This is a genomic window from Streptomyces sp. NPDC025793 (genome assembly GCF_055558375.1).
On the sequence record NZ_JBVHMR010000058.1, the window covers coordinates 1 to 22769 of the forward strand.

The following is a 22769-nucleotide window of genomic DNA, read 5'->3' on the forward strand; positions in this document are numbered from 1 at the left end:
TCAACATGGACATGCCCACCCGACGGCTCGTACGGCTGTCAGTACCACGATCGAGCGATCACGAACCGAGGAAGATCGGACTTAACGCCCACTCAAACGCGAGGGCACGCGCGTGGGCCGCAAGCGGGTCGAGCGCCTGATGCGCGAGGCCGACATCGCGGGCGTCAGCCCGCGGCGGAAGGGCTTCACGCGCCGCGATCCCAAGGCCACGCTCGCCCCGGACCTGGTCAACCGGGACTTCACCGCACCGGCGCCGAACCGGTTGTGGGTCACCGACCTCACCATGGTCTCCACCGGCGAGGGACCGCTGTGGCTCTCGGCGATCCGCGACGCGTTCTCACGCCGGGTGGTCGCGTGGGAGACCTCTGCCCGCGCGGACGCCGACCTGGTCCTGACCACGTTGGAGTACGCGCTCGCGTCCCGTGAGGTCGAGCCCGGCAAGCTCATCCATCACGCCGACCACGGCTGCCAGTACACATCCATCAAGCTCACAACTCGTCTGATGCGAGCGGGAGTTGAGGCGTCCATGGGTTCCGTCGGGGACTCGTACGACAATGCCCTCGCGGAGAACCTCTGGATGCTCATCAAAACCGAATGCATCCGCGGCCGCACCTTCACCACGAGGGCCGAGGCCAACCTCGCGCTCTTCGAATACATCGACGGCTTCTATAACTCCCGCCGCATCCAGGAACGTCTCGGCTTCCTCAGCCCGATCGAGTTCGAGGAGAAGCACTACGCCGGGCAGACGACGGCCGAACCAACGAATCTGAACACCCATCAACCCCTGCTGACCAGCTGATCAGCACCTCCCGCATGACGGGGGAACCTCAAAGCGGTGCAGGCACCGCGGCATGTCTGGATCGGCCAGTACTACATCGACGACGGCCGACTGCGCTGGCGACCGTCGAAGATCATGTCACCCCTGCTGGCCAAATGTGGGTATCAGGCGGCGAGGGCGAGATCGGGGCAAGCGAGGTGGCTGGTGCGGGTGTGGTCGAGGGGCTGGCCGTTCCACCAGGCGTCGAGGCGGATCAGGCTGAGGGCGACGGCGGAGTAGACGTGTTCGAGGTGGGTCTTCGCGAGGCCCCGATAGTGAGCGCGGCGGCTGCCGTGACCGCTATGGCCTGGCGGATCGTGCCCTCGACGCCCGCTCGCAGGGCGCACTTGGCGTGCCATGCCTGGTCTTGCTGAGCGGTGTGGTTGACGTGGATGAGTTCGTGCAGTGCCCGTGGCCGCAGAGTGGGTTGGCGGCCCCAGCGGGAGGTGTTGGTGCATGCTGCTCTGACCGGACAGGGGCCGCAGTCGGCCTGGTCGACGCGGACCACGACTACGGCGTGCCCCTTCTGCTTGGCCGGGCTCGAAAACCGGCTGGTGGCGCCCTGGGGGCAGGTGGCCTGACAGGCGTCCCAGTCGATGGCGAAGGCTTCGCCCTGGTTGCCGACGTTCTCCCGGTACTGGCGGGAGGTGTCCGTCAGCAGTGGTGTGATCAGGGTGATGCCGAAGGTGGCCCGGGCACCGACGATGAGTTCGGCGCTTGCACAGCCGGAGTCCAGGTAGTGAGGATCTGCTGGTAGGCGGGGTGGTCCGGGATGTCAGGACGCTCCGACTCAGCGGCGGGTGAGGGCATGGGGAGGGCGAGGAGGGTCTTGCGGGTGATGCGCAGGTTCTCGTTCTCCGCGTCGGCCTCGCGGAGCTGTCGGCTGAGTTCTTCGATGCGGGCCCGGAACTGCTTGGCCTGGCTGGCCAGTTCGTGCTCGCGGGCCTCGATGTGTTCCAGGATGGCTGTGACCTGTAGGTTCTCGCTCATCCGGTTCTCCAGGAGGCGGGGGTGGCTCCGGTGAGGCGGCGGCTCATGACGGAGGTCATCGCCCACAGGACACGGGAGCGGGAGGAGGCGGGACGGTGTTCGTGGTCGCGTACGAGGCGGCGGTAGAACATCAGGATCCCGTTCGTCTGCTCCACGATCCACCGTCGGGCCTGCGGAACGAAGCCCTTGTCGGTCGGGTTGCGTTCGACGATCTCGACGTCGATGCCCACGTTCGTGCCGTGCTCGACGACCTTCTTCTTGAAGCCCTGGTCGACCAGTGCCTTCTTCACCGTGCCGCTCTGCCCGGCGACCTGGTCCAGCAGCGCGATGCCGGCGGTGTTCTCATGTGCGGACGCCGCGAGCACGACGACCGCGACGACGAGCCCCAACACGTCCACGGCCAGGCATCTCCTCCTGCCCGGCAACTTCTTCGCGGGATCCCGGCCCGTCGTCGTGACCGGGACTCCGACGGCGGCGTGGATGCTCAGCGTGTCCAGGACCACCAGGCTCGGGTCGGCTACTCGTTTCCGCTTCTCCGCAGCTGCCGGCGCAGCAGGTCGTGGATGTCCTGGCCGGTGCCCTCGTCGCGCCAGAGGTAGGAGTAGTACTTCACCGCTCCGGGCGGTGGCATGTCGTGGGGCAGGAACTTCCACTGGCAACCCGTGCGGTTCTGGTAGAGGATCGCGTTCACGATCTCCCGCATCGCGTACTTGCCCTGATGCCCGCTGACCGACGGATGCCGGGCCTTCCGCGTCGTGATCACGGGTTCGAGGAGCTCCCACTGCTCGTCAGTGAGATCGCTCGGGTACGGCTTGCGCATGCTCATGCCACAAGCCAGCGTACCCCGGACGCCTGACCGGCGGCGATGCCCCAACGTCACACCATCCAGCGATGACAAGCCGGACGGAAGGTCACGTTCCGCACTCTCAGAACAGAGGTTTGTGGCAGGCACGAATACGGGCGTAGTTTTTTGTCCGTGACGACAGGCGGCAGCCTCCAGCGTGAGCTCAAGATGGAACCGCTTATCCCCTGGAGTGCGCGTTGACGATGGAGGCTTGCATGCACAGGTCGCGGGACGGCCGGACGATCGATGGATCCGCACCCGGCAAGGCCGACGTGAAGGACGGCACCGCGAGCGTCCGTGCCGCACGCGTCGAGCGGGTGCTCGACTCCATCGTCGAAACGGACGCACCGGGCGCGCTGGCCGCAGTCTGGGATCATGCAGCGGGCGTCAGCGTCTTCGCCAGAGGCTGTGCCGATATTGAGTCCGGGCGTGCGCCCGCTGCCGAGGACCGGTTCCGGATCGGCAGCCTCACTAAAATATTCGTCGCCACAGTGGTGCTGCAGCTTGATGCCGAGGGAACGCTCGCGCTCGACGACTCGCTCGGGCGTTGGTTGCCAAGTTGTATTGCTCACGCCGATTCCATGACGGTGCGTCAGGTCCTTCAGCACACCGCGGGACTGCCCGACTTCGTCGCGCAACTCCCGCTCACCAGCGCGAGCCGTCTGCAGTGCTATACGCCGGACGAACTGATCACGCTCACCGTCGACAAGCCGCTCTTGCATGAGCCGGGAAGCCGGTTCGCATACTCCAACACCGGATATGTCCTCGCGGGCCGTCTCATCGAGAAAGTCACGGGCCGCGACTGGCGTGCGGAGGTGCACGACCGGATCCTGCGCCCACTCGGTCTGCATGCCACCGTCGCTCCCGCGCTGGGCGTGGAAATTGGTACACCGTGCTTTTCCGGCTACCACGCAGACGGCACATCAGAGGGGCAGTTCGGCCCAATAACCGACGTAAGTGAACTAAGTCCGAGTATGGCCGACTCTGCAGGCGAGATGATCTCCAGTGTCGGCGACTTGATCGTCTTTGGCAGGGCGCTGTTCGACGGCCAACTGCTGCCAGCGGCACAGCTGGCCATGATGACTGAGGCGGTCGTGTCGACCGAGCCGATGGACGGGTACGGGCTTGGCTTGGTGGCGAGCGATCTTGGCAGTGGTCTGCGGGTGTGGGGTCATGGCGGCAAGATTCCCGGGTTCAGCAGTTGGCTTGCGGTCGACCCTAAGGGCACCAGAGTCCTTGCGGCATGCACCAACCGGATTCCCGCGGATGCAACTGCGTTCTATCGCGATCTGCTGGAGGCGGCTTTCTTGGGAGTTGAGCCTGACGGTGAGCGGAAGGAGTCATGAGAGTCGAGCTTGCTCGGGTGCGTGATTCGGCCTGTTTGATGGTCTTGGCCACGTCGTGACGGGTCGCAGGGCGTCTGTTCTTGGACCCGGGGGGCCTCTATGGGGGGCTTCCACCTTGATCGTGGACACCGGTTGTCATGCAGCGATGGCCAGCGTAGTTGATCTCTGTTCGAAGGCGACCGGCGCGAGGTAGCCGATCGTGGAGTGCCTGCGCCGGTGGTTGTAGAAGCCGAGCCAGCTGAAGACTGCGAGCCGGGCGGCTCGTGCGGTCGGCCACCCGCGCCGGCCGGGCAGGATCTCCCGCTTCAGCGAGGCGAAGAACGACCCCGCGGCAGCGTTGTCCGCCGAGATGCCGACCGCTCCCATAGACCGGCGGATCCCGGCCCGGTGGCAGACGTCGGCGAACGCCTTCGAACCGTACTGAGCCCCGTGATCGCTGTCGAAAATGACGCCCTCCACCCGGCCCCCACGAGTGCGGACAGCCGCGTGGAGCGATTCGGTGACGAGCTCGGCCCGCATGTGATCGGCCATCGACCAGCCCAGCAGGCGACGGGAGAACACGTCGATGACGGTGGCCAGATACAGGAATTTCCCGCCGTCGATGGGCAGGTAGGTGATGTCACCGACCCAGGCCCGGCCGGCGGCGGACGCGGTGAAGTTCCGCCGCAGCAGATCGGGCACCGCCTGGGCGGCGGGGTCCGGAATGGTGGTGCGGTGCCGCCGCTTCAACCTCCTTCCCCGGATAGCGTGTTGGCGCATGAGCCGCTCGACGCGCTTGCGGTTCACCATCAAGCCGTCCGCGCGAAGCTCGGCGCTGATCCGCTTGGCCCCGTACGTCCTCCCGGACTCTGCGTGGACCTGGCGTATCCGTCGGGTGAGTGCGGCGTCCGCGGCCTTCTTCGCGGCGCGGGCCGGCGCGGTCTTCAGCCACCGGTAGAACCCGGACCTCGACAGGTTCAAGACGGTGCACAGCCGCTTCACGCCGAAGGCGCCGCGGTGGTCGGCAACGAACTCGAAGCGGCTCACCAGTTCGTCTCGCCCGCAAAATACTTGGCCGCCCGGCGCAGGATGTCACGTTCCATCTCCAGCTCGCGCACCTGCTTGCGCAAGGCCGCGATCTCCGCGTCCTTCGCCGACGCCGCAACCGTCTCGGGCCTGTCGGCCTTCTCCGCCGTCTTGATCCACTGCCGCAGCGTCTCGTGATTCACGCCGAGCCCGGCGGCAATGCGTGAGACAGGCCGGCCCGACGAACGGGCCAACGCCACCGCGTCGGCCCGGAACTCCGTCGAGTACTTGTAGGTCCCCACCTGGGACTCCTCTCCCTGGACTCAAGATCCAGTGTCGAGGTGTCCACGATCAAGGTGGAGGGCCCCACGGATTCTGGCTGAGAAGCTGGACGCCGTCCCCGGGATCGGGCCGGCCACCGCGCAGATCATCCTCGCCGAGATCGGCGCGGACATGAGCCGTTTCCCCAGCCCCGAACACCTCGTCTCGTGGGCCAAGTTGTGTCCACGGACGATCCAGTCCGGGGCGAAGAACACCTCGGGGCCGGCCGGGCAGGGCAACCCCTGGCTCAAGGGCGCCCTCGGCGAGGCCGCCAACGCCGCCGCCCGCACCGACACCTTCCTCGGCGCCCGCTACCGCCGCATTGTCAAACGCCGCGGACACGCCAAAGCGCTCGTCGCCGTCGCCCGCTCGATACTTGTCATCACCTGGCACTTGATCAACGACCCGGACGCGTCCTACCAGGAACTCGGCAGCGACTGGCATCAGCGCCACCTGAACCCCGCCCGAAGAACCCGCGACCTCGTCCGCCAGCTCCAGGCCCTCGGCCATCAGGTCGCACTTACACCGGCATCAGCCTGACAGTCCCGTCTCACCGTCATCCGGTCCGCAAGCGGCCCGGATGCTGCCGCCTGCCCTCCCGAACCTCGATTTTCCGATCAGCGGCCGGTGTTGCGACGACCGGTTGAGTCCAAGGAGTACGGGTCGAAGGCATTCGCCGACGCCTGTCACCGGGCCGGGATCCGCCGGTCCATGGGAGCGGTCGGCACATCCGCGGACAACGCCGCCGCGGAGTCGTTCTTCGCTTCGCTGAAGCGGGAGATCCTGCCCGGCCGACGCGGCTGGCCGACAGAACGGGCCGCGCGACTCGCGGTCTTCCGCCGGCTCGGCTTCTACAACCACCAGCGCAGGCACTCCACAATCGGCTACCTCGCGCCGGTCGCCTTCGAACAGAGATCAACTACGCTGGCCATCACTGCATGACAACCGGTGTCGACGATCAAGGTGGAAGCCCCACGCACGTGCCGCCCTCTTGGGAGGACAGGCGCTTTTTGGCTACCTGCTGCGATGGCGTTCGCCAGTGACGATCGACACAACAGCTGCCACGGTCACTGTGCCGCCGATGACGAGGTTCTGAGTGAGAGGTTCGTGGAGGACGAGAGCGCCGAGAATGACTGCGACGACGGGATTGATGTAGGCGTAGGTTGACACCACAGAGAGAGGCGCCGCTTGCAGCAACCACACGTAGCAGGTGAAGGCGCCGAGGGAGCCGAATACGACGAGGTACGTGAGGGCAGCCCAGGAGCGGCCCGAGACGGCGTGCAGGTGGAAGCCTGACGGCTCACCGTGCAGAATCGCCAAGAACAGACAGCCAATGCCGCCAGCCACCGTCTCGTAGGCGGTGGCCACGAACGCGTCGCCGGGCAGTGGAATGCGGGATGAGAGGACGGATCCGAGCGCCCACAGCAGCGTACCGGCGACCATCATAATGACGCCGGTTACCGCTGTCCGGCCGCTCAGGCCCGGTGCGGTGAGGACAAGAAGCCCCAACACCCCGAGTCCAACGCCGACGAGCGCCATGACACTGGGCCGGTACCCGCTGCCGACGCGCAAAAGGATCATCCACACCGGCGTGAGCGCCACCAGCAGCGCAGTCAGGCCGGAGGGCAGCTGCGTCTCTGCGAGGAAGGCGAGGCCGTTGCCACCGGTCAGGAGCAGCAGGCCGACGAGTGCCGCAGAAGCGAGCTGACGCGGCGCCACGTAGAGCGCTGCGGTACCTCGTCGCCACGCCAGCCAGGCGAGGAGCAGGGCGCCAGCGGCGGTGAAGCGGGCGGCGGCCGACAGCAGCGGAGGCAGGGTTTCGACGGCGATCCGGATGCCGAGGTAGGTGGAACCCCACACGATGTAGACGACCGCGAGCGCGAGCCAAGCCATCCCTGACATCGATTGCGGTCGATCAGCAAGTTGTTCGAGGCCCGCCGAAGCCTTCGGCCCTGCCACCTGTCGCCCCGTGCCCCAGCGCGCCTTCATATTCCCTCCGGTTTTCTCCTGCACATGGCGAGAAGTTAGGGCAGCAAGAACCCAAGAATTCTGCCCACCATCGGGCAGGGATCCGCAGATTGGATAGCATCGGCGCATCACGGGCGCACCAAACTCAAGCGCCTGGCCGACCGCAGGAATCCTGACCGAGACCCAGCCCGAGTTGTTCACCCGGCCGGGACCGTAACCGTCCGGCAAGCCCACGACCGGCTCACTTGCCCAACCTCAACGACGAAACGGACATCAGCCTACGCGCCACCATCTGAGTGGGCGTTTAGGGATAAATCGTGGCGCTAAATCACCCCTGCGGCCAACAGCCTTCGGGTTGATTTGCTCCTTACGTGCGCCTTCGCGGCCTTCCGAGCACCGACCTGTGCGCCCCTTTGATCCGCTTCTCGGTGCTGGATTCCGCCTGGCTTAGCAATAGGGCAGAAGGTTCCCGCCGATAAGAAGCTTCCAGGCATTTCAGACCATGCACGTTAGGGATTAAAAGGAAATAATGGATTGAAACGCCCATCGCGAATCAACACCAAACACCCACTGAGTGGCCCCTAGCCTTTCCCGGTGCCCGTTGCGCCACATCGTGCGCTGGTCGGAGTGCTCGCGTGGGCGGCACCGATCGCCTCGGTGGCCTCGCCTTCGATCAGCTCCAGCAGGATGCTCTCGCACAGCACCCTGGTCGTCCAACTCCGTCGGCCGTAGCCGCTTCTCGCAGGGTGTGGTGGCCCCGAGGCTTGCTCGTCCACCACACCCTCGCTGAGCTCGCCTTACGAACTACGGAGTGGCTGCCCAGGCAGCGAGTCCGTGACAATCGCGCCATCACGCACGATGAATGCGCCATTCACGAGGACATGCCTCACGCCAGTCGAAGCCCTGGTGGTGTCCTTGTACGTGGCCTGGTCGCTGATCGTTTCCAGGTCGAGGACAGCAAGGTCGGCGTCGCAGCCGACTTGCAGCCGACCCTTCAGGCGCATTGCTCCAGCACTGCTCTCGAGGATCTGAGCGGGGATGAGGCTGCACCGGCGGCTGGCTTCCTGTGGCGTCCACTTGCCGCGCTCCCGGACCATCGTCCTCCAGGACCGTGCGAAGGTCCCTGCACTGCGCGGATGGCCCACGCCGCCGGCAGGCAGCGGCCACACATACGGGTCGGGGCGCGGCCCGGGCCAGCGCAGCGGGACGGCATCGCTCGCGACAGCAGTGTCCGGGTACAACAGGGCACGCTCGAGGTACCCGCGCTGCTCCGGATCTCGTTCGTCGAGGAATTCGATCAACGCGGGGCCGCTGGGGTCCTGTGCCCTCAGCTGTTCGAGCCGGGCCGCGTCCGCGATCCGCTCGCCAGTCACTGCATACACCACGTGTGAGGGACTAAGGCCCCATCGCTTCAGATTGTCCGCGCTGAGAAATGCGGCCCCGATGGCGGTCATGCCGGAGCCGAACGGGTACGCCTCGGCCGTGATGCGGGCACCCGCCGCAGTCGCGTCCTCAAGCAGCCGCAACGCGCGGTCAATGTGTCTGCGCGAGGTGCTGTTGATGTGGCACCAGTGCATGTGGGCGCCGGTAGCTTCGGCCGCACGAACAAGCTCCAGCGCGCCGTCTATGGGCGTGTCGGGTTCGTCCTCAACCAGACCGCGTGCATGGGTGAAGGTCGGCACACCGTGTGCTGCGGCCAGCCGGGCAATGGCCTTGAACTCCGCAGGCTCGGTCTGTGGCGCGTAACCAATGAGGATACCGATCCCCAAGGCGCCCTCGGCGAGATCGCATTCGAGCCGCTCGAGGATGCGCGCCTCTTCGGCGCCGCTGACTGGTCGCTGCCACGCCGAGTCGCCGATGTGGGACATCGCGACATCGACGTGGCCGAAGTCCGCGTTCTCGATAGTCACGGCCATTCGGCTGGCCGCCCAGGAGGTGGCGAAGCCATAGTTGATCGGCCTGCCCTCCTGTGCCGCGCGTCGATAGGCCTGCTCGACGCCGAGCACCCCGGCCTCGAGTTCCAGCGCCGTGGTCACTCCGTCGAGCGCTTGGAGCCTCTGCTCGGGGATCTGCTGGCCATGGCTGTGCAAGTCGATGAATCCTGGGCAGACCAACAAGCCTGTCGCGTCTAGTATGGTGCGCCCGCGTAGTGGTCCGGGCGAGACGGCTGTGATCTGTCCTGCGGTGATGCCGACGTCCCGGATCCCGTCTAGCCCCGTCTCAGGGTCCAAGGCGCGGCCGCCGCGCAGCACCAGGTCGTGTTCGATGGTCGGGCTCCTTCGCCTTTGTGGTTGTTCTGGCATGTCTCGCTCAGCGAACGCAATAGCTGAGCTTGTCGTATGGATCAAGTGCCGAGTGTGCGCTGAGTACCTGCGAGGTCGCCAACGCATTCGATGACCTTGTCGAAGCGCATAGTGGCTCGGCGGCCAGTCTCGTACGGCTCCCAGGCGGGAACTGACGGCACGCTCGGCGTACCGGTCCTCACAAAAGCAGCCACCGAGTCCTGGAACGCCATGGTCAACCCATGCACGACCGTGGGGTCGGCGCCGAGAAGCAGGCCACACTTGCCCCAGATTTCGTAGTTGCCAAACAGGAACGGAAGGTCCAGGCAGTGCGGTGCGCCAAGAGTGCGGCCGCGGCCTGGGGACTGCCAGTCGAAACGGTAGAGATACCCCGGATTTCCCGCCGACGCCTGGAACTCGGCCAGCCGCAGAGTGCCGCGCTCGAACAATCCGAAGCCGATGGCGTCATTCGCCGTGGCCCAGGTCGATGCACCCGGGCGGCGCCGGGCGTAGTAATCGTACGCTTCTTGTGCTTTGTCGCCGAACCAAGGCCGCACCAGTTCCAACGCGGCCACCGGTTCGATGTCGTCAATTCCGACCGACTCGTAGAAGTTGCGCTCGTCGCGCGTAGTGCCTGCGAGCAGATCAATATGGCGGGTCTCGCCGCGCTCGGATACGGCGAGTGGTGACTCCGGCACGGCAGCACCGCCGAGGACCGGAACCAGCGGGGGGGCCGGCTGGCCCGAGCGCACGTAGATGCCCAGGAGCTGTTCGTAGGCTGAGACAAGCTGCTGCCAGGGCATCGTTCGCAGTTCCCGCACGGCCCCCGGCCTGACCCCGAGCAGGTCAAGGTATCGGCGCGCGACGGCGTCCGCGGTGGCAATCGGATCGGGATCCACCAGGGGCGTGCTTTCAAGTAGGGCACGCTGGAACAGGGGGCGGCTATCCCCGGCAGCCATCAATAGCACGGTGGACATGGCTCCCGCGGACTGGCCACCGACCGTGATCGCGTTCGGGTCACCGCCGAACGCCGCAATGTTCTCGCGCACCCACTTCAGCGCCGCGATCTGGTCGAGGAGTCCGAAGTTGCCCTCGCCGAGTTCGTCGCTCACGCCGGCGAGGTACAGGTAACCAAGCGGACCGAGCCGGTAGTTGATCGTAACGACGACGATGTCGCCGATCCTGGAAAGCTGCGCGCCGTCGTAGCACTCCCAGCCACCGGATCCGGAGAGGTATCCGCCGCCGTGGATCCACACCAGGACCGGGCGGGCGCCATGTGGATCGGGCGTGTAGATGTTGGCCGTCAAGCAGTCTCGCTCGTCAGTCTCGCCGGTGGGCAGTGGCATCAGCGGGGAGCGCCCGGCCGGCTGCGGCGCGGACGGACCCGGCGCAACCGCCTCGCGGGTTCCCTGCCACGACGGGACAGGTCGCGGCGGGGCGAATCGCCCCTCGCCGTCCGGGGACGCTGCGTAGGGGACCCCCTGGAACACGGCGGTTGAGCCGTCCCAGCGCCCACGGACTGCTCCCGCGGTCGTCCGGGTCTCGGGCCCGTTGTGGGGCTCGATCACGATTTTCTCCTTTATGTTGCTCGCTATCGGCCGAACAGACTGACCTTTGTGTGTGATGTTGGCCTTCGCGATGGCCTCGTCCTGCTGATGGCCCCAGCTCCGGCGCGCGGCTGCCGCGGAATAGTCGGATTTCCCGTCCCGAGCAATGCTTGGGACGGGAAATCCACTCCGCGTCGATCCGGTCTAGGAAGGTCAGACCGGCACAGATTATGGGCCCGGACGCAAAGCGTCAGTTGCCGAACATTCGGATCGAGGTGGCGGTGATGAGCCCTCGGTCGAGTTCCACGCTTGCGCCGTTCTCGAAGACACTGTCAACGCTGTTCACGAACGGCACCAGGTCGGAGCGCTGGATGAGTGAGGCTTCTGCGGCCTGCCAAGAGATGCAGCTCCCGGCGTCGGACACCGTCTCGGCCTGGGCGACGAGGCTGTCGTACTTCGGATTGTTAATGTCGGAGAAATTGATCCCGGTCGGCGCGGTCGGTCCGGAGGCGAAGGGGACCAGATTGCTGGGGAGGTTGAACTCGAACGGGGCGAGCCCGGACTGCCAGTCAACGGTGCCCTGCAACACGCGTCCGAGGCCGGCGGTGTCGAGGCCGGTGAGCGAGACTTTCACGCCGATGGCTTGCCACTGCTTCTGCACCAGTTCGGCCCCGGCTGCGATCTGAGGGTCGCCCGAAGGGTAGGTGAACGCCACGGTCAGCTGTTTGCCGTTCTTCGTGCGCACGCCTCCCGCCCCGGTTAGCCAGCCGGCTGAGGTCAGCGTCGCTTCGGCTGTCGTCTGGCTGTAGGGCGGGACGTTGTCCGCTACCGGGTCGCCGGTGCAAACTTTAGGGTCCAATGCGACGACGCCGGTGCTCGGCACCCCGTTACCGCCCGTCATCACGGAGCCCACGTCGTGCAGATCCAGACCTTGGACCAAGGCCTGGCGGACGAGCTGGTCACTGGTCGGTTGGCCTGGCGCTTCGTTGAATACCAGGATCCCGGGCGGCACTTTGTAGTCCACGTGATTCAGACCCTGGGCCTTGAGCCGCTTCTGGTCGCTGCCGGTGATCGTCGCAACGTTGACCTGGCCGGCAGCAACCATGTTCGCGGCGGTCGCCTGGTCGGTGACGATCCGCACATCGATCTGGCTCGGCATGCCGACCGGGTCCTGAGTGAAGTTCCCGGGCCCCCACGCATAGCCCTTGCGCCGGGTGAGAACGTACTGGTAGCCGGGCTTGGCCTTGCTCAAAACATAGGGCCCCGTGCCGTCGCTGCCCTCCGCGAGCAACCTGCGGTTCGCAGTGCCCTTCGCACAGACGATCGGGACACTGCCGAGGTTGCGCAGGAGGAACGAATCGCGCTTCGCAGCGGTGACATGCACGGTGCGGGTGGCGTCGTTGGCAATCGCGTGAACCCCGGGGCCGACCAGCAGGCCCAGGTACGGCGAGTGGTTGGCGGGGGTCGCGATGAAATTCAGGTCCGCCGCCACCTGGCTGGCGGTCAGTGCTCTGCCGTCTGAGCAGGTGATGCCTCGGCGCAGAGTGAAAGACGCCCGGCTGCTCGTTCCGCTCCAGGTTGCGGCGAGCCAGGGCTGCAGCTTGCCGTTCGCGGCCACGGACACCAATTGGTCGTACATCAGCGCAGCCATCTGATTCTCAGGCACCTGAACACTCATGGAGGGATCGAGATTGCCCGGGTCGGCGCTGAGTGCCAGGACGAAGGTCTTGTTGTTGACCGGGTTGGAACTGGCGGCGCCCCCGCCGCTACAGCCAGCCAGTGCTACGGCCGCTGCCGCGAGCAGCGCGCCGGCCGCGTTGGTGCGTGTGCATCTCATAGTGCCCTCCGCAAATGTAGGGAAACCGGCCCCCATGGATCTGAACCGTGTGCTCGTTCCTGCGGCCTGATTTCCCGCGGATCGCCGACCCGGTCCCGCCGTGGCTGGCGGCCATTCGGGCCGCTCGCAAGGAGCGTCCACGGCGCTTATCGAATCCGGAGGCGCGGAGGTGGCACTAGTGCGTTCGCCACGAACCAACCTGGCGTATTTCGTCTCGTCGGACAAGAGCACCGGTCAATGACGCGAGAAGGATGACGGCAGCGGTCGCGTGCTGCGCTCGGACTAAACATGCGAATAAATGTTCGAATCGATGGGCGGCTGCCAGAAGGCCGTCCGCAGCGCGGCAGTGGGGCCGCTTACTCGTCTGCGAGAGGGAGGCGCGATGGATCTGCGGCGCTGGCTGGGCCAGGTACTGGACGACCACGAGAAGTGGACCGCGGAGGCGGGCGCGTTCGACATACATGATTCACTGCAGCTTGCCGATGGTGATGTGGAAACCGCGCTGCACGAGCTCGCCGGACAGCTTCGCGACAACTACCCGTACTTCCATCCGCGGTACGCCGGGCAGATGCTCAAGCCACCACACCCGGTCTCGGTGGCCGGATATCTGGCCACGATGCTGGTGAACCCGAACAACCACTCGCTGGACGGCGGGCCGGCCACAGCACGGCTGGAGCGGGAGGCCGTAGCGCAACTCGCACACATGTTCGGCTTGAGTTCGCACCTTGGGCATCTGACGACCAGTGGCACAATCGCCAATCTTGAAGCACTGTACGTAGCCCGGCAGTCACACCCCGGACGGGGCGTCGCGTTCAGCGTCGAAAGCCACTACACGCATGCTCGGATGTGTGGACTTCTGAGCATGCGCGGCTATCCGGTGGCCGCGGACCGCTTCGGCAGGATGGACCTGAACGCGCTCGAGGACAGGCTGCGCAACGACGAGATCGGCACTGTGGTCGTCACCGCGGGCACGACGGGGCTCGGGGCGATCGACCCAGTCGACGAGGTGCTCGCGATGTGCCGCAGTTACGGGGTCCGCGTCCACGTGGACGCGGCATACGGGGGGTTCTTTACGCTGCTTGCCGGGGCGGACGGGCCAGAGGGATTGGATCCTGCACCGTGGGCGGCCGTACGCGACTGCGATTCGGTGGTCGTCGACCCGCACAAGCACGGGTTGCAGCCCTACGGGTGCGGAGCAGTCCTGTTCCGGGATCCGAACACGGCCCGCTTTTTCGTACATGACTCGCCATACACCTACTACACGTCGACTGATCTGCACCTGGGCGAGATCAGTCTGGAATGCTCACGTTCGGGAGCATCGGCGGCCGCGCTGTGGCTAACGTTCAAGCTGATGCCTCCGACAGCCGACGGTCTGGGCCGGGTTCTGGCCGCCGGGCGCCGCGCGGCACTGCGCTGGGCGGAGCTGATCGCGCAGTCCGAACAACTGGCTCTGTACCAGGAGCCGCAGACCGACATCGTGACGTACTTCCCGCGGGCGGCTGCCAGCCTCTCGTCGATCGACGAGGCCTCCGCACGGGTTCTGAACAACGGGATGAGGGCGACCGAGGACCCGGTATTCGTGAGCCTGCTTCGCACGACCGCGGACGCCTTCTCCGCCCGCCACCCCAGCGTGCACCCCGATGCTGACGGGGCCCGCATTCTACGGAGCGTCCTGATGAAACCGGAATCAGAACACTACATTGACATGCTTCATGACCGTGTCCACGCCCTGGCGTCGGCCGGCGGCTAGAAAGGAGCGAGGAGAGCTGTGAGCATCAACGACGTCACGACAGCCGTCCATGATTTCGCCAAGCAGCTGCCCGCGATGCTCGGGGACATCGAACGCCTCGTGACCTTTGAATCGCCATCAGCCGACGTCGATGCAGTCGCGCGGAGTGCGCGGGCCGTGGGCGAACTCGGCACAACACTGCTGGGCACGGCTCCGGAGTACCTCGTGGCGGAAGGTCGTACCCACCTGCGGTGGCGGCTAGGTAGCGGTCCCCGCAGAGTTCTGCTGCTGGGCCACCACGACACCGTGTGGCCGCTGGGCACTTTGGCGACGCACCCGTTCAGTGTGCGCGACGGCGTCGTGCGCGGTCCCGGGTGCCTGGACATGAAGGCCGGGCTTGTCATGGGCCTGCATGCCATCGCAAGCCTCGAAGACCCGGACGGCGTCACGTTTCTTGTCACAGGTGACGAGGAACTCGGTTCGCCGACCTCGCGCGCGTTGATCGAATCCGAGGCTGCAGGTTGTCGGGCGGTACTCGTTCTGGAGGCCGCTGCCGACGGTGGGGCACTCAAGTCTGAACGCAAGGGCGTGTCCCAGTACACGGTCGGGATCAGGGGCCGCGCGGCGCACGCGGGACTTGAGCCCGAACGCGGCGTGAACGCATCCGTGGAGCTGGCACACCAGATCATCGCGGTGACACGGCTGGCCGATGCCACAGCGGGCACAACTGTCACGCCGACCGCTCTGACGAGCGGGACGACCGCGAACACAGTGCCGGCGCGGGGGATGTTCAGCGTGGACGTGCGCGTGCGTGAAGGTGCCGAACAGGCCCGGGTCGATGCTCGGATGCGCGCCCTGCGGCCCGTCCTCGACGGCGCGCTGATCGAGGTGGCCGGCGGTCCCAACCGTCCGGCACTGGACGCCAGAGCGTCCGCAGAGCTATTTGAGCGTGCACGTGCGCTCGCGCAACGTCTCGGGCTTCCAGCCCTGACGGCTCTGGCCGTGGGCGGGGCCTCGGACGGCAACTTCACCGCCGGAGTAGGCATACCGACGCTTGACGGCCTCGGCGCCGTCGGAGGCGGCGCGCACGCGGACGACGAACACGTGGACGTGGCGGAATTGCCCGGCCGCACGGCCCTGTTGCACGCACTCGTCGGCGACCTGCTGCGCGAACCGCCGGCTCCGTTGATGCCTGTCGGCGCCCCGATGACACGAAACACGGTGCACCCATGACCTATACCCAGGCGGGCCAGCTGCCGAGGCCCGGCTCCGAGCCCGCGCGCGATCCGCGCATCACCCACCGCGAGCAGGCAGCCGCCCAAGCGACGGCTGACGCCGTGGCCCGCGCCGGAGACGTACACATCAGACTGCTTACCGAGCATGAGCACTTTCGGGCCGTGTGCGAGCTGTACACGGGAATCTGGGGCAGTGCGCCCGCGAATCCGCCGGTGACCACAGAATTGCTGCGCGCCCTGGTGAAGGCGGGGAACTACGTGGGCGGGGCCTTCGACGGCGAGAACCTCGTCGCCGCGTGTGTCGCCTTCTTCACCGCGCCTGAAGACCCGGGGCTGCACAGCCACATCGCTGGTGTCGCCTCCACGGTGCGCGGCCGGGACGTCGGCTTCGCGCTCAAACTGCATCAGCGCGCGTGGGCCCTGCAGCACGGGATTCGGCTGATCTCCTGGACCTTCGATCCTCTGATCCGCCGCAACGCCTATTTCAATTTTGTCAAATTGGCAGCCGACTGCGTGGAATACCTTCCCAATTTCTACGGCGACGCGCACGACAAGGTCAACGGGAAAGACGACACCGACCGCCTGTTGGTGGCATGGCCGCTGCGTTCCCCTGAGGTCGTCGCTGCCAGTGCTGGCGAGTACCGCGGCACGGACGCACAGGCGGCCCTCAGGGATGGGGCCGTGGTCGGCCTGCGGATCACCGAAACCGGCGCACCCGCCCGCGGCCGGGACGACGCGGACACCGTACTCGTCGCGGTGCCCGCGGACATCGAACGACTACGCCTGACCGATCCTGTTTTGGCCACGCGGTGGCGCATTGCGGTTCGCGAGGTACTCGGCGGACTACTTAAGAACGGCGGAAGGATCACCGGATTCGACCGCTCTGGCTGGTACGTGGTGGAAAAGGAGCGACCGCGGTGAAACTGTCTCGAGTCGAGCTGCGGCGTGTGCGCATGCCGCTGGTGGCCCCTTTCCGCACCTCGTTCGGTACCCAGACGGCTCGCGACCTGCTGCTGGTCCGGGTCGTCACGCCCGAGGCGGAGGGCTGGGGCGAATGCGTCGCCATGGCCGACCCTCTGTACTCCTCCGAATACCTCGACGGCTGCGCTGATGTCCTACGACGGTTCCTCGTCCCGGCGCTGGCTCAATCTCGCCTGACGGCCAGTGCCGTCGCCCCCACTCTCGCCGCGTTCAAGGGTCACCCGATGGCGAAAGCGGCCTTGGAGACTGCCGTGCTCGACGCCGAACTGCGCGGCCGCGGCGTTCCGCTCGCGCGTGAACTGGGCGCAGTGCGGGATCGGATTCCGTGCGGCGTCTCCGTCGGGATCATGGATTCGGTGGGCGCGCTTCTGGACGCGGTCGAAGGCTACCTCGAGGCCGGCTACCTGCGGATCAAGCTCAAGATCGAGCCCGGGTGGGACATCACCCCGGTCCGCGCTGTGCGTGAGCGGTTCGGCGATGACGTGCTTCTGCAGGTCGATGCCAACACCGCATACACGCTCGGGGACGCGCCGCTTCTCGCGCGGCTCGACCCGTTCGAACTCTTGCTGATCGAACAACCCCTCGACGAAGAGGACCTGCTCGGCCACGCCGAACTGGCGAAGCTGATCCGTACGCCGATCTGCCTCGACGAGACGATCACCTCGGCCAGGCTGGCGGCGCAGGCGATCAGCCTCGGCGCGTGCCGCGTTGTGAACATCAAGCCGGGACGGGTGGGCGGCTATCTGGAGGCTCGCCGCATCCACGATGTGTGCGCAGCACATGGGGTGCCGGTGTGGTGTGGTGGGATGCTCGAAAGCGGTATCGGCCGGGCTGCGAACCTCGCCCTCGCCGCGCTGCCCGGATTCACGTTGCCCGGCGATACTTCGGCGTCCGATCGCTATTACCGCGCCGACATCACTGAGCCATTCCGCGTCGAAGACGGGCATCTGGCGGTGCCGACCGGCCCGGGTATCGGCGTCACCCCAGTACAGGACGCACTCGAGGCGGTGACCGTGTCCAACGAGTGGCTGCCCGGGTGATCGTACCCCGCCCGCAAAGTGCGGATAGGTCGGTACAACGCGGGTGTACCATGCCATCTATTCCGGACCGCCGTCCCTGTACACCAGGGGGTGCTAGTGCCTCATATGCGGCCACGGGCCAGTCTTGACCGGGTCCTCGACGACCTGGGTACGACGCTGGTGAAGTTGCTATGTGGAGATTCACGTCGTGCTGACGATATCGGCGGGGTGGTCATTCACGACCCCTCCGACGACCAGCCCCTGCCGCGGCAGGCCCTTGTACTCGGCGTCGGCGTATGTGACGTAGAGGACACCGCACGGCTCCTGGTCCAGCTGGGGCATAGCGGTGCCGCAGCCCTGGTCGTCCGCGCGCCTGTAACAGTGAACTCACGAGTCCGTGCGGCCGTCGAGCAGTCTGGTGTCGCACTGTTGGCTCTCACGCGCGGCGCGTCATGGACACAGTTCGCGGCAACGCTTCGATCTGCAATCGTCGAACCAGACATAGCCGAAGCCGCGTCCGCGACACTCGGCGTGCGCCCTACGGACGACCTCTTCGCAGTCGCGAACGCTGTGGCCGCACTGCTGGACGCCCCGGTGACCATCGAGGACCGCAGTTCCCGGGTGCTCGCCTTCTCCGGCTGGCAGGACGAAGCCGACCACGCACGCGTGGAGACGATTCTCGGCCGTTGCGTGCCCGAGCACGTGACGCAAACCCTCAATCAGCGCGGCGTGTTCCAGACGTTGTATCGCAGCGACCAGCCCGTCTTCCTCGCCCCGCTGAATACCGGCAACGGCGCGCGTGACCTGCCGCGGGTGGCCTTGGCCGTGCGCGCCGGCGACGAGATCCTCGGCTCGATCTGGGCGGCTGTGCGAACCCCACTCAGTGCCGAACGCAGCCAGGCATTGTGCGACGCTGGTAAACTCGTCGCATTGCACTTGCTGCGGCTGCGCGCCAGCACGGACGTCGAGCGCAGACTGCGCACCGATCTGGTGACCACGGCGCTCGACGGTGGACCGGACGCACCCGACGCGCTGCGCCGCCTCGGCCTGCCCGATCAGCGCACTGTCGTGATCGCTTCGGAGTTGCAGTACGCCACGCAGGCTGACCTGCCGAACGCGGCGACGATCTATGCGCATCTGGCCGCTGAACGCCAGAGAATCGCTGACGCGCTAGCGATGCATTTGACTACGATACACGCCGGGGCCGTCGCCGCACTCGTCGGCGACATCATCTACGGCGTCATACCGGTACCGCGCGATCGCTCGGATGCCGACGAGCGAGTGGCACGTGTCGCCAACGACTTCCTTGAGCGAGTCGGCGACCGTTCACATCTTTTGATCGGTGTCGGTCCGGTCGCCCCGGACGCCGGGGGCTTGGCTCGCTCCCGATCGGGGGCGGATCGGGCGCTGCGCGTACTGCGTAGCAACGGCGGCGGGCGGCGGGTAGCCAGGACAAGCGACGTGCAACTCGATGCCCTACTACTGGAGTTGCGAGACCTGGCGACGCAGCGCCGCGACGTGCCTGCGGGTCCGGTGGCGCGCCTCGCTGAATATGACGCCAAGCATCGGGGAGAGCTGGTCAAGACGCTGCGGGCATGGCTGGATGCATTTGGTGATGTCGCCGCGGCCTCTGCGGCAATGTACGTACATCCCAACACGTTCCGGTACCGGCTGCGCCGGCTCGCAGACGTTGGGGACATCGACCTGGACGATCCCGACGCCCGGTTCGCCGCGATGTTCCATCTTCGGCTGTGGCCTCCGCAATCGGAACATGCGGCTGGGCAGAACGGCCCAGCGCCGGACGGTGCGGACGAGGATAGCGCGCAAGAGGCCGGGGCACGCCTGGTGGGTGAAGACTTGCGCACCCCCCGCTGAAGGAAGCAGTCCTTCAGCTGCGGGCGCGTGCGCTGCGGTATCGCAGCACACGCGCCTGCTTCCTCAGGTGCGGGCCGCTCCGGGACGAGTGCTCGCGAAGTGGCAGGCAGCACGATGCATGCGGCTCTCGGCGCCGACAGTCGGATCGACCGTACGGCAAAGCGTGTGGTCTTCCACTATGCGAGGGCCGACCGGGCAGCTTTGCTGGTAACGGCATCCAGCAGGCGGATGGTGGGGGTCAGGCGGTTCCGCGTCGTCGACGCCTGGCATCGTCTGCGTGTACACACCCGACGCGGCTGGTTCACCAGCATCCGCGGCAGCAAGCAGCTCCATGGTGTAAGGATGCTGCGGATCTGCGAGCACCTCCGAGGCAGGGCCTACCTCAACCACGCGCCCGAGGTACATGACAGCGATGACATCGCTGACATAACGCACCACAGCGAGGTTGTGCGAGATGAACAGCATGCTCAAATTCAGGCGCCGCTGCAGGTCGCGTACCAGGTTGAGGACCGCACCCTGAACAGACACATCGAGAGCAGAAGTGATCTCGTCGGCGATGACGACGTCCGGCTGGCCGGCAAGTGCACGGGCTAGCGCGACACGCTGCCGCTGACCTCCGGAAAGCTGCCGGGGCAGCATGTCCGCTCGATCGGGGTCGAGGTTCACCAGGTCGAGCAGACGCACGACCTCGGCCTTTCGCGCTGCGGCGCCTCGCCCGCGTGGCATCGCCTCGGCGATTGAGCGGCCGATCGTCATCCGCGGGTCGAGCGACGAATACGGATCCTGGAACACCATCTGCACGGGCCGGCGGGCGTGACGGGTAGCTTTGCCCACAGCCTGTCCGTCCAACAGGATGCGCCCGGCTGTCACCGGGGCAAGGCCCACCGCGGCGCGCGCCAACGTCGATTTACCGGACCCGGACTCGCCGACCAGACCCAGCACTTTCCCGGGTGGCACGACGAGATCCACGCCGTCGACAGCATTGAGGCCCGTGCGCCGGTTGCCGTAGCGCACGCTGACGGCGTTGAATCGCAGCTCGCTCATCGCTTTCCGCCCGTTGTTTGAGTGGCCGTCGGGTCGGTCGCATGCGGTGAAACAAGGTTCACCGCATTCTGGTGCCAACATGCGACCCGGTGGCGTGGTGTGATCTGTTCCAATGCCGGGTCCACACCCCGACAGCGCTCGTCGGCCATGCTGCATCGCGGCGCAAAGGCGCAGCCGAGCGGAAGTTGGTGCGGTTCAGGCGGCCGACCCGGGATGACCGCAAGCGGCGCGTCCCGATCGGTGTGCATGTCGGGGACCGCGGCCAGCAGTGCGCGGGTGTACGGGTGGCGGGCGGTCGTGAACAACTCCGCGGTCGGCAGGTCCTCGACGACCCGCCCGGCATACATGACCAAGATCCGCTCGCAAGTCTGGACCACGACGGAGATGTCGTGCGAGATAAGCAGGATTGCGACGCCACGACCCGAACGTATGTCCGAAAGTAGTCGCAGCACGTGCCGTTGAACGGTGACGTCCAGCGCCGTGGTGGGTTCGTCAGCGACGACCAGTTTCGGCTCGCCCATCAGCCCCATCCCGATCATGGCGCGCTGGCGCATGCCACCGGAGAACTCGTGCGGATGTTGGCGCGCCCTCTGTTGCGGCGCGGGCACCCGTACCGAACGCAGCCGGTCTACCGCACGCTGCCATGCCTCGCTGCGCGACAGTCCCTGGTGCTGTTCGGAAACCTCCGCGAGCTGACGGCCGATTCGGCGGGTCGGGTTGAACGATGTCATGGGATCTTGAAAGACCATCGCGAGCGAAGTTCCGAGCAGGCGACGGTGCTCACGGGTGCCACCGGCCACAAGCGGCGCGCCGGCGAACTCCAGGCGGTCCGCAGTGACCACCGCCGGGTTCTCGATCAGCCCGGACGCGCCGAGCGCGGTCAGGCTCTTCCCTGACCCGGACTCGCCGACGACGCCGACCGCCTCGCCCGCGTGGACGGTGAAGCTTACCCCGCGTACCGGCGTCGTCCACCCGTCGCCGTGCGGAAAGGCGACGTGAAGGTTGTCCACCACGAGTACGCCGTCCTTGCTCCCAGCGTTCGGGGCGTCAAGCCTGCCGGCGGGAGCGGGCCGCGCGGAGATGCGGCGCACCGGTGTGCGGATCCCGACGACCGCGGCAACGGTCTCGCCGAACAGGTTGAAGGCGAGACCGGCGATCACTACGGCCACGCCGGGCGCGATCGCGGCGGTGGGAACAGTGTAGATGCGGTCCAAGCCCTCACCGAGCAGGCGTCCCCAGTCGTAACCAGGCGGCTGGACTCCCAGCCCGAGGAACGACAGACCTGCAAGCACCAACAGCGCCATGCCCGCGCTGATCGTCGCGTTGACAGCCAACTGCTCACCGATGTTCGGCAGAATGTGGCGGGTCAGCAAGCGGATCCTGCTGACTCCGGCGACCCGCGCGGCAGCCACGAAGTCCCGCCCTGCAACAGAGGCCGCCAGCGTCTGGGTCAGTCGGGCGAAGCCCGGCACCATCGACACCGCGATCGCGAGGACCGCGCCCTTGATCCCGACGCCGAAGATGACCTCGAAGAACAGCGCCAGGAGCAGCCCGGGGAACGCCACGGCGATGTTGACCACCGCGATGACCAGCCGGGCTGGACGCCTGGGCAGCACCGAAGGCGCGCTGCCGAGGACCGCGCCAACAGCGACGCCCAACGCGGTGGCGCCGACGGCGAGCTCGATCGACAGTCGCGTGGCCACCAGCACGCGGTAAAACACGTCTCGTCCCAGGTTATCGGTGCCCAGTAGATGCGCGGCCGATGGTCCCTGCTGCAGTGCGGTGGTGTCGACCGCGGAGGCCTGTGTACCCCACAGGATTGGGCCCAGCACGGCGATCGCGAGAACGAGCGCCATCAAGAGGGCCGAGCACAGACCCAACGGGGTCCGCAGCACCGCGATCCACCGAGATGCTCGTGTGGTGGGCATC

At 66.6% G+C, this 22769-nt stretch carries 18 protein-coding genes and 4 pseudogenes; 9 read left to right on the top strand and 13 right to left on the bottom strand.

The genetic code is table 11. The annotated features are described in order from the left end of the window. Positions 1–103: 103 nt before the first annotated feature. Positions 104–799: pseudogene (locus tag ACZ4MF_RS43880) on the top strand (IS3 family transposase); the annotation flags it as partial. Between the two features lie 143 nt (positions 800–942). Here ACZ4MF_RS43880 and ACZ4MF_RS43885 read toward each other — a convergent pair. The 4 genes and pseudogenes from ACZ4MF_RS43885 to ACZ4MF_RS43900 form a co-directional block, all read right to left on the bottom strand. Next, positions 943–1176 (bottom strand): hypothetical protein, encoded by a 234-nt coding sequence (locus ACZ4MF_RS43885; RefSeq protein ID WP_467499346.1) that lies wholly within the window; start codon positions 1174–1176, stop codon positions 943–945. Then, positions 1176–1553, bottom strand: a pseudogene (locus tag ACZ4MF_RS43890) (transposase); the annotation flags it as partial. The gene ACZ4MF_RS43885 and the pseudogene ACZ4MF_RS43890, both read right to left, overlap by 1 nt. After that, positions 1487–1807: a hypothetical protein gene (locus tag ACZ4MF_RS43895; protein WP_467499348.1), complete on the bottom strand. Its 321-nt coding sequence runs from the start codon at positions 1805–1807 to the stop codon at positions 1487–1489. The pseudogene ACZ4MF_RS43890 and the gene ACZ4MF_RS43895, both read right to left, overlap by 67 nt. Then, a pseudogene (locus ACZ4MF_RS43900) lies at positions 1804–2633 on the bottom strand (IS5 family transposase). Before ACZ4MF_RS43900 ends, ACZ4MF_RS43895 begins: the two are co-directional and overlap by 4 nt. Before the next feature lie 233 nt (positions 2634–2866). On the opposite strand from ACZ4MF_RS43900, the gene ACZ4MF_RS43905 reads away from it, so the two are divergent. Beyond that, positions 2867–3997 carry a serine hydrolase domain-containing protein gene (locus ACZ4MF_RS43905; RefSeq protein ID WP_467499350.1) on the top strand — a complete coding sequence of 377 codons (1131 nt, stop codon included), beginning with the start codon at positions 2867–2869 and terminating at the stop codon, positions 3995–3997. A gap of 135 nt (positions 3998–4132) precedes the next feature. On the opposite strand, the gene ACZ4MF_RS43910 is transcribed toward ACZ4MF_RS43905, so the two are convergent. Beyond that, positions 4133–5304, bottom strand: a protein-coding gene (locus tag ACZ4MF_RS43910; RefSeq protein ID WP_467499352.1) for an IS3 family transposase whose coding sequence is annotated in 2 segments (ribosomal slippage) — positions 4133–5040 and positions 5040–5304 — 1173 coding nt in all. Because the reading frame shifts where the segments join, the coding sequence is not laid out codon by codon here. Positions 5305–5335: 31 nt separating this feature from the next. On the opposite strand from ACZ4MF_RS43910, the gene ACZ4MF_RS43915 reads away from it, so the two are divergent. Both ACZ4MF_RS43915 and ACZ4MF_RS43920 read left to right on the top strand, forming a co-directional pair. After that, a complete protein-coding gene (locus tag ACZ4MF_RS43915) occupies positions 5336–5863 on the top strand; it encodes a transposase (protein ID WP_467499353.1) in 528 nt (175 codons plus the stop codon). A gap of 87 nt (positions 5864–5950) precedes the next feature. Then, on the top strand, positions 5951–6265 hold the full coding sequence (locus tag ACZ4MF_RS43920; RefSeq protein WP_467499355.1) for an integrase core domain-containing protein: 315 nt from the start codon (positions 5951–5953) through the stop codon (positions 6263–6265). Between the two features lie 72 nt (positions 6266–6337). Here the strand turns inward: ACZ4MF_RS43920 and ACZ4MF_RS43925 are convergent, their stop codons facing one another. The 5 genes and pseudogenes from ACZ4MF_RS43925 to ACZ4MF_RS43945 form a co-directional block, all read right to left on the bottom strand. Then, positions 6338–7525, bottom strand: coding sequence for an EamA family transporter (locus ACZ4MF_RS43925; RefSeq protein WP_467499357.1), 1188 nt, complete (start codon positions 7523–7525; stop codon positions 6338–6340). A gap of 336 nt (positions 7526–7861) precedes the next feature. Next, positions 7862–7998, bottom strand: a pseudogene (locus tag ACZ4MF_RS43930) (transposase); the annotation flags it as partial. Positions 7999–8088: 90 nt separating this feature from the next. Then, the gene (locus tag ACZ4MF_RS43935) at positions 8089–9594 is read right to left on the bottom strand and encodes an amidohydrolase family protein (protein WP_467499392.1); all 1506 of its coding nucleotides are present in this window, start codon (positions 9592–9594) and stop codon (positions 8089–8091) included. A gap of 41 nt (positions 9595–9635) precedes the next feature. Further along, positions 9636–11141 carry a carboxylesterase/lipase family protein gene (locus tag ACZ4MF_RS43940; RefSeq protein ID WP_467499359.1) on the bottom strand — a complete coding sequence of 502 codons (1506 nt, stop codon included), beginning with the start codon at positions 11139–11141 and terminating at the stop codon, positions 9636–9638. A gap of 229 nt (positions 11142–11370) precedes the next feature. Then, entirely contained in the window at positions 11371–12957 is a 1587-nt protein-coding gene (locus ACZ4MF_RS43945; RefSeq protein WP_467499361.1) for an ABC transporter substrate-binding protein, read from the bottom strand. 382 nt (positions 12958–13339) lie between these two features. Here ACZ4MF_RS43945 and ACZ4MF_RS43950 point away from each other — a divergent pair, with 382 nt between their 5' ends. From ACZ4MF_RS43950 to menC, 4 genes are all read left to right on the top strand, one after another. Continuing rightward, positions 13340–14707, top strand: a complete 1368-nt coding sequence (locus ACZ4MF_RS43950) for a pyridoxal phosphate-dependent decarboxylase family protein (RefSeq protein ID WP_467499363.1) — start codon at positions 13340–13342, stop codon at positions 14705–14707. Positions 14708–14782: 75 nt separating this feature from the next. Continuing rightward, the gene (locus tag ACZ4MF_RS43955; protein ID WP_467499395.1) at positions 14783–15919 is read left to right on the top strand and encodes a M20 family metallopeptidase; all 1137 of its coding nucleotides are present in this window, start codon (positions 14783–14785) and stop codon (positions 15917–15919) included. Further along, a complete protein-coding gene (locus ACZ4MF_RS43960; protein WP_467499365.1) occupies positions 15916–16842 on the top strand; it encodes a GNAT family N-acetyltransferase in 927 nt (308 codons plus the stop codon). Before ACZ4MF_RS43955 ends, ACZ4MF_RS43960 begins: the two co-directional genes overlap by 4 nt. Continuing rightward, a complete protein-coding gene (gene menC / locus ACZ4MF_RS43965; protein WP_467499367.1) occupies positions 16839–17942 on the top strand; it encodes an o-succinylbenzoate synthase in 1104 nt (367 codons plus the stop codon). Before ACZ4MF_RS43960 ends, menC begins: the two co-directional genes overlap by 4 nt. A 180-nt stretch (positions 17943–18122) precedes the next feature. On the opposite strand, the gene ACZ4MF_RS43970 is transcribed toward menC, so the two are convergent. Continuing rightward, positions 18123–18263, bottom strand: coding sequence for a hypothetical protein (locus ACZ4MF_RS43970; protein WP_467499368.1), 141 nt, complete (start codon positions 18261–18263; stop codon positions 18123–18125). Between the two features lie 87 nt (positions 18264–18350). On the opposite strand from ACZ4MF_RS43970, the gene ACZ4MF_RS43975 reads away from it, so the two are divergent. Next, positions 18351–19796, top strand: a complete 1446-nt coding sequence (locus ACZ4MF_RS43975; protein WP_467499370.1) for a PucR family transcriptional regulator — start codon at positions 18351–18353, stop codon at positions 19794–19796. 63 nt (positions 19797–19859) lie between these two features. Here the strand turns inward: ACZ4MF_RS43975 and ACZ4MF_RS43980 are convergent, their stop codons facing one another. Then, entirely contained in the window at positions 19860–20840 is a 981-nt protein-coding gene (locus ACZ4MF_RS43980) for an oligopeptide/dipeptide ABC transporter ATP-binding protein (RefSeq protein ID WP_467499372.1), read from the bottom strand. Further along, positions 20837–22768, bottom strand: a complete 1932-nt coding sequence (locus tag ACZ4MF_RS43985) for a dipeptide/oligopeptide/nickel ABC transporter permease/ATP-binding protein (RefSeq protein ID WP_467499374.1) — start codon at positions 22766–22768, stop codon at positions 20837–20839. Before ACZ4MF_RS43985 ends, ACZ4MF_RS43980 begins: the two co-directional genes overlap by 4 nt. Between the last annotated feature and the right edge of the window lies 1 nt (position 22769).

Excerpts from the sequence above, each read along its gene's own strand:
- ACZ4MF_RS43885 (WP_467499346.1), bottom strand. The coding sequence starts at position 1,176 with ATGGCACGCCAAGTGCGCCCTGCGAGCGGGCGTCGAGGGCACGATCCG.
- ACZ4MF_RS43895 (WP_467499348.1), bottom strand. The coding sequence starts at position 1,807 with ATGAGCGAGAACCTACAGGTCACAGCCATCCTGGAACACATCGAGGCC.
- ACZ4MF_RS43905 (WP_467499350.1), top strand. The coding sequence starts at position 2,867 with ATGCACAGGTCGCGGGACGGCCGGACGATCGATGGATCCGCACCCGGC.
- ACZ4MF_RS43935 (WP_467499392.1), bottom strand. The coding sequence starts at position 9,594 with ATGCCAGAACAACCACAAAGGCGAAGGAGCCCGACCATCGAACACGAC.
- ACZ4MF_RS43945 (WP_467499361.1), bottom strand. The coding sequence starts at position 12,957 with ATGAGATGCACACGCACCAACGCGGCCGGCGCGCTGCTCGCGGCAGCG.
- ACZ4MF_RS43950 (WP_467499363.1), top strand. The coding sequence starts at position 13,340 with ATGGATCTGCGGCGCTGGCTGGGCCAGGTACTGGACGACCACGAGAAG.
- ACZ4MF_RS43955 (WP_467499395.1), top strand. The coding sequence starts at position 14,783 with ATGCTCGGGGACATCGAACGCCTCGTGACCTTTGAATCGCCATCAGCC.
- ACZ4MF_RS43960 (WP_467499365.1), top strand. The coding sequence starts at position 15,916 with ATGACCTATACCCAGGCGGGCCAGCTGCCGAGGCCCGGCTCCGAGCCC.
- ACZ4MF_RS43970 (WP_467499368.1), bottom strand. The coding sequence starts at position 18,263 with ATGCCCCAGCTGGACCAGGAGCCGTGCGGTGTCCTCTACGTCACATAC.
- ACZ4MF_RS43980 (WP_467499372.1), bottom strand. The coding sequence starts at position 20,840 with ATGAGCGAGCTGCGATTCAACGCCGTCAGCGTGCGCTACGGCAACCGG.
- ACZ4MF_RS43985 (WP_467499374.1), bottom strand. The coding sequence starts at position 22,768 with ATGCCCACCACACGAGCATCTCGGTGGATCGCGGTGCTGCGGACCCCG.